General features: G+C 46.2%; 12 protein-coding genes and 1 pseudogene. 9 read left to right on the top strand and 4 right to left on the bottom strand.

Annotated elements, in window-relative coordinates; all coding sequences use genetic code 11:
- The first annotated feature begins 13 nt into the window (after nucleotides 1-13).
- From deoB to CEF13_RS19555, 5 genes are all read left to right on the top strand, one after another.
- Complete coding sequence (deoB, locus tag CEF13_RS19575; protein WP_102713176.1) at nucleotides 14-1,195, top strand: phosphopentomutase; 1,182 nt, start codon at nucleotides 14-16, stop codon at nucleotides 1,193-1,195.
- A 21-nt stretch (nucleotides 1,196-1,216) separates the two neighbouring features.
- Nucleotides 1,217-1,933 (top strand): purine-nucleoside phosphorylase, encoded by a 717-nt coding sequence (gene deoD / locus CEF13_RS19570; protein WP_102713174.1) that lies wholly within the window; start codon nucleotides 1,217-1,219, stop codon nucleotides 1,931-1,933.
- Nucleotide 1,934: 1 nt separating this feature from the next.
- Nucleotides 1,935-3,236, top strand: coding sequence for a pyrimidine-nucleoside phosphorylase (locus CEF13_RS19565; RefSeq protein WP_102713172.1), 1,302 nt, complete (start codon nucleotides 1,935-1,937; stop codon nucleotides 3,234-3,236).
- Between the two features lie 125 nt (nucleotides 3,237-3,361).
- Nucleotides 3,362-5,050 carry a glycoside hydrolase family 2 protein gene (locus tag CEF13_RS19560; RefSeq protein ID WP_102713170.1) on the top strand — a complete coding sequence of 563 codons (1,689 nt, stop codon included), beginning with the start codon at nucleotides 3,362-3,364 and terminating at the stop codon, nucleotides 5,048-5,050.
- Nucleotides 5,051-5,055: 5 nt separating this feature from the next.
- Nucleotides 5,056-6,054, top strand: coding sequence for a Gfo/Idh/MocA family protein (locus CEF13_RS19555; protein ID WP_102713168.1), 999 nt, complete (start codon nucleotides 5,056-5,058; stop codon nucleotides 6,052-6,054).
- A 169-nt stretch (nucleotides 6,055-6,223) separates the two neighbouring features.
- Here CEF13_RS19555 and CEF13_RS19550 read toward each other — a convergent pair whose 3' ends face one another.
- Nucleotides 6,224-7,135: an AraC family transcriptional regulator gene (locus CEF13_RS19550; RefSeq protein ID WP_166742679.1), complete on the bottom strand. Its 912-nt coding sequence runs from the start codon at nucleotides 7,133-7,135 to the stop codon at nucleotides 6,224-6,226.
- Nucleotides 7,136-7,349: 214 nt separating this feature from the next.
- Between CEF13_RS19550 and CEF13_RS19545 the strand changes: the two genes are divergently transcribed.
- Complete coding sequence (locus CEF13_RS19545; RefSeq protein WP_102713166.1) at nucleotides 7,350-8,657, top strand: family 4 glycosyl hydrolase; 1,308 nt, start codon at nucleotides 7,350-7,352, stop codon at nucleotides 8,655-8,657.
- Nucleotides 8,658-8,927: 270 nt separating this feature from the next.
- The gene (locus tag CEF13_RS19540) at nucleotides 8,928-9,818 is read left to right on the top strand and encodes a hypothetical protein (protein WP_102713165.1); all 891 of its coding nucleotides are present in this window, start codon (nucleotides 8,928-8,930) and stop codon (nucleotides 9,816-9,818) included.
- Between the two features lie 60 nt (nucleotides 9,819-9,878).
- On the opposite strand, the gene CEF13_RS19535 is transcribed toward CEF13_RS19540, so the two are convergent.
- Nucleotides 9,879-10,352: a ferritin-like domain-containing protein gene (locus tag CEF13_RS19535; protein WP_146022740.1), complete on the bottom strand. Its 474-nt coding sequence runs from the start codon at nucleotides 10,350-10,352 to the stop codon at nucleotides 9,879-9,881.
- Between the two features lie 51 nt (nucleotides 10,353-10,403).
- Between CEF13_RS19535 and CEF13_RS29710 the strand changes: the two are divergent.
- Nucleotides 10,404-10,760, top strand: a pseudogene (locus tag CEF13_RS29710) (ThiF family adenylyltransferase); the annotation flags it as partial.
- Nucleotides 10,761-10,983: 223 nt separating this feature from the next.
- Here the strand turns inward: CEF13_RS29710 and CEF13_RS19525 are convergent.
- Entirely contained in the window at nucleotides 10,984-11,262 is a 279-nt protein-coding gene (locus tag CEF13_RS19525) for a MoaD/ThiS family protein (protein WP_102713163.1), read from the bottom strand.
- Nucleotides 11,263-11,270: 8 nt separating this feature from the next.
- A complete protein-coding gene (locus tag CEF13_RS19520) occupies nucleotides 11,271-12,371 on the bottom strand; it encodes a WD40/YVTN/BNR-like repeat-containing protein (RefSeq protein WP_102713162.1) in 1,101 nt (366 codons plus the stop codon).
- Nucleotides 12,372-12,540: 169 nt separating this feature from the next.
- Here CEF13_RS19520 and CEF13_RS19515 point away from each other — a divergent pair, with 169 nt between their 5' ends.
- Complete coding sequence (locus CEF13_RS19515) at nucleotides 12,541-14,802, top strand: serine hydrolase domain-containing protein (RefSeq protein WP_166742680.1); 2,262 nt, start codon at nucleotides 12,541-12,543, stop codon at nucleotides 14,800-14,802.
- The last annotated feature ends 98 nt before the right edge of the window (nucleotides 14,803-14,900 follow it).

The raw sequence follows: 14,900 nt of genomic DNA, 5'->3' as shown, positions 1-14,900 counted from the left end.
AGGTAAATGAAAAATGGCCCAATTTAAACGGATTCATCTCATCGTCATGGATTCGGTGGGAATTGGCGAAGCGCCAGATGCTGCTGAATTTGATGACTTTGATGTCGACACGATTGGACATATCGCACGTGAATGCGGCGGTCTCGAGATGCCGAACATGTCAAAGCTCGGACTTTCCAATATTAAAGAAATTGCTGGTGTGCCTGTTGCAGATCAACCGCTTGCTTATTACACGAAGATGCAGGAGAAATCAGTCGGCAAAGATACAATGACAGGCCACTGGGAGATCATGGGCCTCTATATCGATACGCCCTTCCGCGTATTCGAGAATGGTTTCCCTGATGAGCTCATCGCACAAATCGAAGCAAAAACAGGCCGGAAGGTAATCGGCAACAAACCGGCCAGCGGCACTGAAATTATTGTAGAGCTGGGCGAAGAGCATGTGAAAACGGGCGCATTGATCGTCTATACTTCCGCCGATTCTGTACTGCAAATCGCAGCACATGAAGATGTAGTGCCTTTAAAGGAATTATATGAGATCTGTGAATACTGTCGTCAAATCACGCTGGAAGATCCGTATATGCTGGGGAGAATTATTGCACGCCCCTTTACTGGAGAACCTGGACACTTCGAGCGGACCTCCAACAGGCATGACTATGCCTTGAAACCATTTGGCTCCACGGTCATGAATGAAATGAAGAACGCAGATCTAGATGTTATCGCCTTAGGGAAAATCTCGGATATTTATGATGGCGAGGGAGTAACCGAATCGATTAGAACGAGCTCGAACTCGGATGGCATGGATAAATTCATTAAAGTGTTCGATGAATCATTCACCGGACTAAGCTTCATTAACTTAGTTGACTTCGATGCGTTGTATGGACATCGCCGTGATCCGCAAGGGTATGGGAAAGCGTTGGAGGAGTATGACAGCCGTCTGCCAGAGGTGTTTGCCAAGATGACAGATGATGATCTTCTTATCATTACAGCTGATCATGGAAATGATCCGACCTATCGCGGAACAGACCATACACGTGAATATGTGCCGCTTCTCGCCTACTCACCGCGTTTCAAGCAAGGCGGCCAAGCACTGCCATTGAGAGATACATTCGCAGATATCGGCGCGACAATAGCAGACAACTTTGGCGTAAAAATGCCGGAGTATGGTAAAAGCTTCTTGCCAGAATTGAAATAACAAAGCAGAGGGAGAGATAATATGAGCGTTCATATAGGAGCTAAACAAGGTGAAATTGCCGAAACGGTATTGCTGCCTGGCGATCCACTTCGGGCTAAGTTTATCGCAGAAACATACTTGGAGGATGTCACTTGCTACAATCAGGTGAGGGGCATGCTAGGCTTTACCGGTACTTATAAAGGTCAACGTATTTCTGTGCAAGGAACAGGAATGGGAATTCCTTCAATCAGCATTTATGTGAATGAATTAATTCAGGAATATGGCGTGAAAAACCTTGTTCGTGTTGGTACATGCGGCGCTATGCAAGAGAAAGTGCATGTTCGCGAAATTGTTTTGGCACAAGCTGCTTGTACAGATTCAAGCGTCAATCGTCATGTATTCGGCGGTTATGATTTCTCTCCAATTGCCAACTTTGGTTTGTTAAAAGCAGCGTATGAACGCGGAATGGCGAAAGGCTTAAAGCTGCATGTAGGCAACGTGTTTACATCAGACACCTTCTATCGCGATGACAAATCAGTAGTAGAGAAATTGATGGCGCACGGCATATTAGCCGTAGAAATGGAATCAACAGCCCTATACACATTAGCTGCCAAATATGGCGTTAATGCCTTAACGATTCTAACCGTTAGTGACCACTTATTGACAGGGGAAGAAACGACATCGGAGGAGCGTCAATCCACATTCAACGAGATGATGGAAGTTGCTCTTGAGACGGTAACTAGCAAGGAGGATATATAAGATGAGAATGGTTGACTTGATTGAGAAGAAGCGTGACGGCGGGGAACTGTCTACCGAAGAAATTAATTTTTTTATAGATGGTTATACGAAGGATGAAATTCCTGATTATCAAGTAAGTGCAATGGCAATGGCTATTTTCTTTCAAGATATGACGGAGCGTGAACGAGCTGATTTGACGATGGCTATTGTCAATTCCGGTGATACGATTGATTTATCGGCCATTGAGGGTGTGAAGGTAGACAAACACTCCACAGGCGGAGTAGGCGATACGACTACGCTGGTTCTGGCGCCATTAGTTGCTGCGCTGGATATTCCGGTTGCGAAGATGTCAGGCCGCGGACTTGGTCATACCGGCGGTACAATTGACAAGCTGGAAGCTATTGCTGGCTTCCACGTCGAGATTGGCAAGGACGAATTCGTAAGCTTGGTGAATAAAGATAAGATTGCGGTTATCGGCCAGTCTGGTAATCTGACGCCAGCCGATAAGAAATTGTATGCACTCCGTGATGTAACGGCAACAGTGGACTCCATTCCATTGATCGCCAGCTCGATTATGAGCAAGAAAATTGCGGCGGGTTCCGATGCTATCGTATTGGATGTGAAAACAGGTGCAGGTGCGTTTATGAAAACAGTGGATGATGCGAAGGAACTGGCGCATGCAATGGTTAGTATCGGGAATAATGTCGGCCGCAAGACGATGGCTGTCATATCCGATATGAGTCAGCCGCTAGGCTTGGCTATCGGTAATGCACTGGAAGTCAAGGAAGCGATTGATACGCTGCAAGGAAAAGGGCCTAAGGATCTGGAGGAGCTTTGTCTTGCGCTAGGCCGTCAAATGGTTTTCTTAGCGAACAAAGCAAGCTCGCTTGAAGAAGCAGAGGAAATGCTTAAGGAAGTTATTCGCAACGGTAAGGCTTTGGAGAAGTTCAAACAATTCATCGCTAACCAAGGCGGCGACGCTTCGGTAGTAGATCACCCGGAAAAACTGCCGCAAGCCTCCTACCTAATTGAAGTGCCTGCTAAGGAATCAGGTGTTGTTGCTGAAATCATTGCTGATGAAATCGGTACAGCTGCTATGCTGCTAGGCGCTGGAAGAGCGACGAAAGAATCGGAAATCGATCTTGCTGTCGGTCTTATGCTGAACAAGAAAATCGGCGATTCTGTCCAAGCGGGAGAATCATTGGTTACCATTCATGCGAACAGAGAGAATGTAGAAGATGTTATAGCCAAAATCTATGACAATATTCGGATTAGCGACCATGCTGAGCCTCCTGTATTAATCTATGGTTTTGTAACGGAGTAAAGCTGCTCTACTTGGAAACACTAAAGCATTTATTGCTTTAGTGTTTTTTTGGTTGTGGTGCAATGATATAATGATACAACGTTCCATTATGAAAGCGAATTCATCTGAAAAGGAGATCTGCACATATGATCCGTTTGTTTCAAACCAATGATATTCGTTCAGTAACTGAGCTGGAGGGAGTGTGGGATTTTGCTATTATAGATCAAGAGTCTGATAGAGAGCTTAACTATACATACCGCCTTCCAGTACCAGGATGCTGGGAGATGCATCCGAATCTGCTGACTTACAGAGGAAAAGGCATGTACCGCCGAACCATTGTGACGGACAAACAGACGGCGCTGCGCTTTGTTTTCAAGGGTGCCAGCCATACGGCGGAGGTTTATTTCGATGGGGAAGAAATAGCAAGGCACTACAACGCTTATACCGCATTTTCTGCTGTCGTAAAGCATGTTGAACCCGGAAAGCATGAGCTGAGGGTCATGGTTGATAACTCCTTTCACGAGAATTCGTCTCTGCATGTTCCGAATGATTATTACGCCTATGGAGGATTAATTCGGCCTGTCGTAATGGAGGAAATCGGTGGTGTATGGCTTGACCGTATTCGCTGCACTCCTTTTTGGGAGAATGGCGTATGGGGTGCGGATATTAGCGTTACTGTGCACAGCATGGAACAGACGTCTGGGCTAATAACCGTTCGTGGGGAATTGGCTGGGCAAAACCTTGAGCTGGGAACCGGTACAGTTCAGCAAGGAGAACCGTTCGTTCTGAGCACCAGGCATTTATTCCCAGAAGCCGAGCCTTGGTCAGAACATAATCCTTCTCTTTACCTATTGAAGGCGAAGCTGTATCGTGAAGGCTCGGTAGAGGCGATAGACGATCTGAATGAAAGAGTAGGCTTCCGTATCGTTTCAACGAATGATGGCAAAATCCAAGTAAACGGAACAAATGTGGTTCTTAAGGGCTTTAACAGGCATGAGGATCATCCGATGGCCGGCTCTGCGCTGACCTTGCCTCTTATGGTAAAGGACATGGAGCTAATGCGGGATATGGGAGCCAATTGCGTCCGTACAAGCCACTATCCGAATGATGAACGTTTTCTGGATTTGTGCGACGAATTAGGGATGCTGGTCTGGGAAGAGAACCATGCAAGAGGATTAAGCTTAGAGCAGATGAGGCATCCTCGGTTTATTGAGCAGTGCGAGGCAGTGAATAGGGAAATGGTAGAGCAGCATGGAAACCATCCTTCCATCGTGACATGGGGGATTTTGAATGAATGTGCCAGTGATACGGAAGAAGGCAGAGAGCATTATAAGAGACAGCTGGAGCAGATTCGCGAGCTTGATGGCAGCCGCCCGCTAACGTTCGCCTCGGACAAACGCATGAGGGAGCTGTGCTTCGATCTAGCGGATATTTTATCATTTAATCTGTATCCTCAGTGGTACACAGATGAAGACCCGGGAGAGTTGATTGATGGGCTGCGGGAGTGGGCGCAGACTGCTGGCGGCAGCGGCAAACCGATTATTATGAGCGAATTCGGCGGTGACGGGTTTTATGGACACCGATCGCCTACGAGGGTGAAAGGAACGGAAGAACGGCAGGCTGACATCATTGAAAGCAATTTAGCGGCCTACACAAGCCGGGATTATATATCCGGAATTCTGATTTGGCAGTTTTGCGATTGCCGAGTGACGGAAGAAGGGCCTTGGCCAATGTGGCGGTCGATGACGAGGAACAGCAAAGGCATTGTAGATGAATACCGCCGTCCGAAGCTCGCTTATTCGGTGGTGAAGCACTATTTCGAAGGGGGAATGTGACAGGTATGACTAATCATCGCATTGTTCTTATTGGACACGGTACAATTAGCGGAGCCTATTTGAAAGCTTTTGCATCGCTTCCGAATAATGAAATCGTGGGCGTTGTGGGCCGCAATGAGCAACGGGCAGAAGCATTTGCGAAGCAGCACGGAATTGCGGTGTCAGGAATCAGTTTGGCGGAGGTTGCTTCTAGATCAAACGCGACCGCGGTGGTCATTTGCACGCCAAATGCACTGCATGAGGAGGCTGTTCTATCTGCTGCACAGCTAGGGCTGCATTGTCTTTGTGAGAAACCGCTGCACATTTCAGTAGCGAAGCAGCAAGAAATGATCGCAGCCTGTGAGCAGGCTGGCGTTAGGCTTGCCGTTTCCTTTATGCGCAGATTCACCGAGCATTGGCAGCTTATCAAGCAAATGATGGATGACGGTAAGCTTGGAAGAATTATCGCTGTCGATACCACCATCAAACATTACCGAACTGCGGCCTATTATGATTCCTGGCATGGTACTTACGAAATCGACGGCGGAGGGCCGTTTATTCAGCAGGGCAGCCATATCATCGATCTGGCGCAGTGGTTGTGCGGTGGATTTCAAGAAGTGACCGATGCGCGGTTATTTCGTTTGGTGCACGATATCGAAACGGAGGATCACGGATACGCGATCGTCAGATACGGGAATGATGCAGTCGGTATGATCACTGCTTCCACCGCTTGTGCGGGTATGGGCCGCGAGCTCATTGAAATATCGGGGACCGCGGGCTCTCTTTCGGCTGATTTCAATGGTCTTGTTAGCTGGTCGGTTCCGGGAATGGAGCAGCCGCTGAAGCAAGAGGGAGGAATCGTTGCCGAGTCACTATTCAATCGTCTAGCGGATGATTTCCTTCGGTCGATTGAACAGAACCGTCCGCCGTTTGTAGACGGTGTTTCTGCTGGAGTTACAACGGAGCTTATTAGTCATATTTATAGTAAAGCAGGTCTCCCTGTCGTTACACATACAAATAGTTAAACGCAAAAAACAGGATGACGGAGCATTAGTTGATGAGCGGTTAGCAGCCATTATCGGACGTGACTGGAAGCATAATTTATGATTTCAATAAAATCGGGGTACCTTGTTAAGGTATCCCGATTTGCTTGTTTTTAATGCTGAACGACGATCATCCTAACTCCGCTGGAGCTTACTCCCTAGCAAGCTCCAGCGGAGTTAAATAGTTTAAATTATTATGCTCTTTTTTGCGAAACGCGCCAGGTGTCATGCCTGTCCACTTTGTAAACTGCCGGATAAAGCTTTGGGCGTTCTCGAAGCCGATACGATGGGCAATTTTTTCTACCGTTTCACTGCTTCCGAGCAGCATATGCATCGCCTCCTGCTGACGGATGATGGAGAAGTATTGCCGCGGAGACATGCGGTAAGCCTGTTGAAATACGCGATGACAGTGGCGCCGGCTAATTCCGAGCTTCTGAGATATTACTTCAAGCCAGTTGGCAGGCTGAATTTCTTCATCCCATGGTTCGACCGAGAACGTCAGCACCTCAATTTCTCTAGCAATTTGCTCCGCTAAGTTATGCTCCTCCTGTGGTAAAGCATCGTTCATTACATCTGGATTTAAGTCCTCCTCCAATTGGATGAGCAGCTCAGCGCAAGCGTGCATAATACGGTTTTGGGAACCGTTTTCTTGTAATAAATCAATTAATCGAAGAAGAACGGGTCTTATTTTGTCATTCAGTTCAGTCCCAACCGGATAAAGATAGGTTTCGGATTTGGAAAGCAGCTGCATCAACTGCCTTCCGACATTTTGGATATGAATGACAAAAAACTTAGCTTCTTCGAAGGGCTGTACCATAAATTCATGGAGCCGCATAGGAGGGATCGCGATGAGGTCTCCAGTCTGTTGAACATAATGCTGAGAGCCTATAATAGCTGTCTGGCTTCCCTCTAGTACAAGGTTCAACTCAAGCATTCGGTGATGCAGATGACGGTCGCACAGCATGCCTGATCCAACGGAAGCCATATGCATCCCGTGCAAGTAAAGCTCTATTTTTCGATTGGGGTAGGTTTGAGATTGCCAATTCACTGACTTAACTGCCAAGTCCATTCGTCCTCCATATGTCCCAATTGGTTAATTGTTTTTGCACTAAACAGCCCTAATGGTTATCACACAATGACTCTATACAAATTATACTTTAATTATTCGCTAGTTATAGTGAAAATTGCAATAGTGATTTTTACAGAAAATTTCAGTTGGCAAACTGATAGTGTAAATCGAATCATAATAGACAGCTATAGAGAGGAGTAGATTCATTTTGAAAATCGTATTAATCGGCGGAGGAAGCTTTGTATTCGCTCCTACCGTATTAGAGGACGTTATCATAAAACATAGATTGGATAGCTGTGAGCTCTTGCTTGTGGATCCAAACGCAGAAGCAGTTGAGGCTATGGCTGGAGCAGGAAGACAAATTGCTGCGAAGCTTGGCGTGAGGGCGGTTATCCAATCGTTTACGGATCGACGGGCAGCTCTTCCGGGTGCCGATTTCGTTATTGTTTCTGCTTCCGTGCAGGGAGCAAGAAGATGGCGTATGGACTATGACTTATTATCCGAAGCGGGAATGGCCGACCAAGCAAGAGAGTGCGGCGGACTTGGCGGGCTTGTAAATGGATTGCGTTCAATAACGTTGCTGCTGGATGTATGCAGGGATATGGAAGTGCTCTGTCCGCAAGCGTGGCTGCTTGATGTGACGAATCCAATGCCTCGCGTGGTTACAGCCATTAACCGATATTCTTCAATACAAGCAGCAGGCTTTTGTAATATCGCTTATCGGAGCAATGGAAGCTACGGTTTCTTAGCAAGGCTTGTCGGCAAGCATCCTTCTGAAATAACCGTCGTAACCGGCGGTCTGAACCACTTTGCTTGGGTACTTAGCATCCAGGATAAACAAACAGGCGATGACCTGCTTGTGCCGCTAATTGATTATATCCGTTCCGGAGAGTTCGAAGAGCAGGATCAGGAAACGAGAAGAGAGCTGCTTGTTATGCGCCGCTGGCTGAATGAGTATGGTGCGGTGGCAGCCGGTCATATTGATCACCATGCAGAATATTTGCCTCGTCAAGCAGATATTGTGTATACAACGGCTCCACCCTATCATGGTACGGAAGAGGAACGCATTCGCAGATTGTCGGAGCTGCAAGAGATTGGGCGAGGTGAACGCAGCATGGATGATCTATTTACCAATCCAAGCTGGGAGCATCCGGTATCTGTTGCAATCGCTCTATATCGGGGAGAAGAGCTGCCGCTTGATATTTTGAACATACAAAACAACGGAGCGATCGCTGAGCTTCCAGATGAGCGCATTGTCGAAGTGCCCGTAGTTATTAGGGAAGGAATGCTGCAGCCGCAGACGCTGCCGGCATTACCTCCGAAACTCGCGGACATCTGCCGATTGATTTCCGATGTGCATGAGCTCGTTGCCGAGGCCGCTGCAACCGGCAGCCTGGATGCAGTTAACCGCGCCATTACGCTCGACCCTGCAATAACAGATAAGCAAGCCGCTTATGAGACAGTGAAGCTTATGCTGCAAGCGCATGCGGATATTTTGCCTCAGTTTAACAAGTAATAGCTGCAAATCAAAAAAGACTTTCCGCCACATGCGCGGCAAGTTTTTTTTTGTTTTCATAAAGCTTTTACGTTTGAATAACCTGTCCTAGAGACGAAGCACACATCCTATTTGAATACAAAGGAAATATTTAAGCATCTACTTTTTAAGTGAAAATTGATAAGGTGGAAAATAAGTATAGTGCTTATTAAGCTTATAAGCTTATTTATCACGAATTTGCCCTGATTTTAGATAAGATGTTCGAATAATATATAGAGGTGATTTACGGAAATGGTAAAAAAGACTTGTCTGTTTTGTGATGAAATCGTTCCAATAGAGCCAAAAGGCGATCTCGATAAATACGTAGGGTGTCAATGCTCACCTAATGGATTTTATAGCTTATTAAGAGAAAGCTATGATTCAATCTTTTCCATATCGTATCAAAGGAAACGCAAAATATTTCCTATTATTTCTGCATATATCCGGGAGCTGACAGATAGCGATGAACCGGTCGAAATAGCATTCGAAGATATAGATACGATCGAGAATTCGCCAAGAATACCAGTGGCAATTGAAGAGAAGGGGATGCGTCTGCTGCAATATTTGTACAGGCATTCGGAGGAGCCGGAGCAATCCGTTCTTATTCATCCCCTAGCTGCTAACTATAACTTGACGTATTCTCCAAACTTACAAGAGTTTGTTTATATTATCGAGAAGCTAAGAGAAGAGCAGTCCATTATACGAGATGGCATGAGCTTCAAGCTTACTGAAAAGGGAAGAAGCGAAGCGGCGGCAAGAGCTGGAGGCAGAAAGCTGAAAGCCTGCTTCGTGCTGCTTTCCGATGATGAAGAGATCCGTTCGGATTGGACAGAAAAAGTATTGCCTAAAATTGAACAATGCGGCTATTTCCCTCGTTTATTTAATTCGTACGGGAAAGGAAATATCGATAATCATACCATCGAGCTCTTATCCGAGAGCAAACTGATTATCGCGGATCTGACTAATCATGCGAATGAGGTGTATTTTGCTGCTGGTTATGGGCTCGGTATGGGTATTCCAGTTACATGGACGATCAAGCGAAGCCATTTGGATAAGTTAACTGTGAAATCTCACCAGCTTCGTCCGCTCATTTGGGACACGGCAGAAGAATTGGCTGACATTTTGCAGCTAAGATTAAGTTAAAGCTATACTGTATGCAAGGAGCTTGGTTTAACCAGACTCCTTCTACAATTTGTTCAGTAGTTAACCTTTGAATTCATTTAAGGTAAATAAATAATTATATTTGCTTGCGTGTTTCAGTTCGTCAAAAATAATGCCTAATACCGTATCCCGATATATGCCAGGAGACAAGCCAAACCATATTTTTCTGTATTTTTCGACTGCAGACAGCTCACCTAGAAGAGCTCGCTGTAAACCTTCTACATAAGACGTTACCCGTTGGTATTGCTCATTGCTAACTCCTGTAATGTCTTGCCCGGTGATTTCTTTAAACATATCCCTGAACATTTGGTTATGGCTGCGTTCATCATCCCGTATAGAAGCAATAATGGAGGCTTGATCTTGATTTGGAGCAAGCTTGATAAGTTCATCATAAAATAATTCGTCATTACGTTCTCCTTGCACTGCTTCTTTCATTAAAGCTAATGCTTCCGAGGGAGTTATAAACCAGACCGGCTTAAACATGGACCTTTTCCAATAAGGGTGCATCCAATACATCTGATAAACCTCCTATTACCTTCATCATTGTTAGAAACAATATATGTGCCAATGTCCCGCTTGGTTTTTATTGTTGCGAAATATGGGCGGGTGTTTTTGTTCAATGGTGAAAGAGGAAATATTCAACTTCTGGCGGAAATACTTGCGCGTTCGGGTGTTGGGAGGATTACTCTTGCAGATCGTGATTATGTGGAATGGAGCAATCTTCAGAGGCAGCAGCTATTTTGCGAAGATGATGCTATACACCGAATACCTAAAGCAATTGCAGCCAAGACTCGTCTTGCTCAAATTAATTCTGAAATTGAGATAAACGGGGTTGTTGCCGATGTTTCATGCCAAGAAATAGAGTCGCTCTGTGAGAATGTTGACCTGATCATCGATGCGACCGATAATTTTGATACCCGTTTCTCGAAACGGGAAGGCATCGTAGCGCGGAATGCTTATTTATTGTCTATTCAGCTGGAAGACCGACGTTTGATCATATTTGAGGACGGAAGAGCACTTGTTCAGGGTACGCAGGATCTCGTAGAAGCCAAACGTCTTTATCACCGTTATTTGCGGAAGGGTTATGAGATTTAGAGAAATAGCAAAGCCCAGCTCCCGCAATAAGCAGAAGTTGGGCTTTCATTCTTTATCCGCCGGAAACGGCTTGAAGAACGGTCAGCCGATCACCCCGCTTTAATGGAATATTATACGTATCAATCCAAGCTAAATTGTCCTCGTTGTAGAACAAAAGCACATGCTTGCGAACGGCTCCCGTCTCGGTAAAGAGATGAACGCGAAGCAGAGGATACGTATTCTGCAGCAGGATTAATGCTTCTTCTAAGGTGTCAGCTTCTAAGGTGAAGCGGCTTTTGCCGCCTGTACAGTCGCTGATGAGGGAGGGAACGGAGCATTCGATAATTGGCATGCCAGACTTTACACCTCCACAATCCAAGACTTGACGTTCAGTATACGGGAAAGCTGGCCGGGAAGGCGCTGCCAGGATTGTCCGCTATCTAGCGAGCAGAATACTTCACCGCTTGATGTGCCTATATAAAGCCCGAATTGTTCCATAGCATCAACAGTCATACCGTCTCTAAGAACGCTCACATGCCTTAGCTCATCCGGCACGACATCCCCGATAGGCTCCCATCTTGCACCGCCGCGAGGGCGCGACCATACGATCAATTTCCCATCCCGCATGGAACGTTTCTCGCTGCTTTCGAGAGGGATGAGGAATAAGTCGCCATTCGAACCAATAGCGATCGGGAAACCGAACGGGCGATCGTCGCCATGCATGTCCAGCCCTTCCTCGTAGATTTGCCAAGAGTCTCCTCCATCCTTCGAAATAAATACGCCGCTATGTTCCTGCATATAAAGCGTATCTGGATCGATAGGATCGGCAACCATCTTGTGGATGCAATAACCGATACTCTCGTCTGGCTGACCGGTAGCAGCACGATTAAGCCCTTTGTTGCATACAACCCAGCTTTTGCCGCCGTCATCGCTGCGGAATACGCCTACCGCTGACATTGCAGCCCATATGCGATTCGGGTTTCTTGGATCAATAAGAATGGTATGCAAGCACATGCCGCCAGCACCGCCAAACCATTCTGGACGCGTCGGGTGTTTTGTAAGCCCGTCCAGCTCAGTCCAGGTTTCACCACGGTCATGACTAACGAACAGCCCTGCTTCTTCAACACCGGCATAGAACGTATCAGGCTGTGTGTCTCCCCCAGGAATTAGCTGCCAAATACGATTGAGTGAAAAACCACTCTCCGACGAATAGCTGGGACTTTGCGCCGCCTGACGCCAGGTTTCTCCATAATCATCACTTATTCGAATGGTAGCACCATATGCTGCATGAGAAGTGCCTGCAAACATTCTGCTTCCTGATCGGCTGTCTCCCAATACGCTATAAGCTTCCCAACCGTTTAAGAAAGGGCCTTTCAACGACCAATCTTTTCTTTTCTCATCGGAGCTGTACATAAACACGCCTTTGGCAGTGCCAACTAACAAATGAATAAGCTTACTCACATAAAACCTCCGTTCGAATTGTAAATAGTTTGCATCTATGAGATATGGTTCTACATAAAGTTTAATTTTCCTTCTACTAGTTAACTTTAATTAAAGCGTTTACATGGCATGTATCGTGGGATATTATGAAAATAGTGGTCAAAATTCCAGTTGGAGGGTGGATTTTGGGATGAGTTTGGAGTTTATGGCGGGAATGGCAGATGTTAAGCCGATTAATGACGGCATAGATGTCGAGAGATTGTCTGCATTAAAAACTTTTTTTGAGGATCAACTTCAAGACAAGCGCATTCAAGGAGCCAGCTACCTGATCTCTAAGAATGGAAAGGTTGTAGCAGAGGCTGCTGTTGGTCGACGAACATGCCGCGAGGGCAGTGATGAACTGACTACTAGAGCAAGTGGAAACATATATGAAGTGACGATGACTTTTACAGCAACAGCTATTTTACAATTAGTGGAACAAGGAAAAATCAGTTTGCATCAGCCGGTGGCTGACCTATTAGACGAATTTGATAACCCTCATTTCGAATCCATCACGGTCTTTCATCTATTAACACAAACTTCCGGACTTATCGCGAACCCGCATATTCGCGGGGAATCTTTTCATTTCCCTCATTTCGAATGGCAATCGACTTTTAAAGGCCATTGGCTGCAAGGCATTCTTTCTTTCCCGCTATCAGGTAAGCCTGGCGAACGGCATGAGCTCAGTTATGCCAACTACGCCGTATTAGGTGTCATCATTGAGAAAGTGACAGGCGCAAGTTACGAGACCTATATCGAAAATCATATTCTACAGCCGCTGGGCATGAACGATTCATTCTTTGCTGTACCGCAGGACAAAAGGAATCAGGTGCTTTACTCGTTTGAGTGGCAGGAATGGGGGATTAATGATTCAGATACTCGGATGCCAAGATCCTTTATAGGCTTGAATGCCTCTCTTCATGATTTAATAAGATTCGGACAAATGCTGCTAAGCGGAGGAATGCTGGATGGAACTCGAATATTAAGCAAGCGTTCCGTGACCATGATGACGAGTAACAACCTATCGGATGTCAAAGAAAGATCTTGGGGGAAAGAAACGGACAATTGCCAATTTGGCTTAGGCTGGAATGTGTTAGATGGACAAGGTGTAATGATGAGTCCAGGCACATACTGGCAAGGAAATGCAATGTGCGGACTTTATATCGATCCAAAGGAAGGACTTATTTATACTTACTTTGTGCCAAACTCGACTTGGAACTTTGAGGTTGCAAATGCTCTGCCGCGCAGCATCGTTTGGTCTGCTTTGTCCCCTGCTCGGAATGAAGGCGAGGCTGCCCAGCGGACGGATACCCACTCCATCTTGCAAGAGAATACAGTGAAACAGCTTGATAGGCATCTGAAGGAGCTTGTTGCTAGCGGCAGCATTCAAGGGGCGAGCTATTTACTTGCTTGTGATGGAGAATGCTTGGCTAAGAATGCAACAGGCATATTGGAATATGGCAGCAAAAAAACGCTGGAACGGGACACTGTTTATTTGGTCTCCTCTTTAAACAAGCTGCTGACCATGATCGCAGTGATGCAGCTGGTTGAAGACGGAAAGCTCATGCTGACGCAGCCAGTGAAAGACATTATTGCCGAATTGGATACGGATCAGCATCGCAAGATCGAAATCTTTCATTTGCTGAATCATACCTCTGGCTTATCCCCTGAACCTGGAATGTTCGGTGAACCGAGTCCTAATGGCTGGTGGGAATACCGCTTTCTTTATGACGGTGAGCAGGAGAATAGCGCAAAGTGGATTAAGGCTATTCTTACGGGTCCCTCAATTGCAGCACCTGGCAAGAAAAGATTGTACTCCACTGCGGGTTATATATTGCTAGGCGAGGTTATCGCCCGTGTAAGCGGCATTCCTTACGAGCAATATGTAAAGGAACGGATTCTGCAGCCTCTTGGCATGGAAGCTACCTATTTCACTGTGCCGGAGCATTTGCATAACAAAGTGGCTGTTGCAGATGAATGGCAGGATTTATTGCTTCGTACAAACCGTACCGTTCAAGGAGATCCTCCTCGTTCCGGTGCTGGGATCTATTGTACAATAGATGATTTGCACAGGCTTGGACAAATGCTGCTCGACGGAGGGGTTGCGAGGGAAGGGAGCAGGGTTTTGGGCCGATCCTCTATCGAAATGCTGGAACGAAATGAATTTATGCGAACACCGGGCTTGTTGTGGGCTGGTGCTAATGATCGTCATTTCCCATGCGGGGACGGGCTTTATCCGCTTAAACAGCCTGATTTTCCAATGCCGTATTACCATGATTCTGTTATCAGCTGTGCCCTAATTCTTGAACCTTCTTACCGCTTTGCTGCGGTTGTAGTCGTCCCATCGACGATCGATTGGTCTCCAGAACCGCTCGTACAATCCAAAAATATCATTTTATCCGGCTTGCAGTAACGCACCGATAATTTCAAAAGAATGAAGAAGAGGCATTTGTCCGAAAAGGTGTGACTAGCTACGGGGACAGCCTCTTTTTATCGTTTGCTGCGAAAATA

This window comes from Paenibacillus castaneae (genome assembly GCF_002884445.1).
Taxonomy (GTDB): domain Bacteria; phylum Bacillota; class Bacilli; order Paenibacillales; family Paenibacillaceae; genus Pristimantibacillus; species Pristimantibacillus castaneae.
The sequence above is the reverse complement of the archived record's forward strand: the minus strand, read 5'-3'. Positions and strand labels throughout refer to the sequence as shown.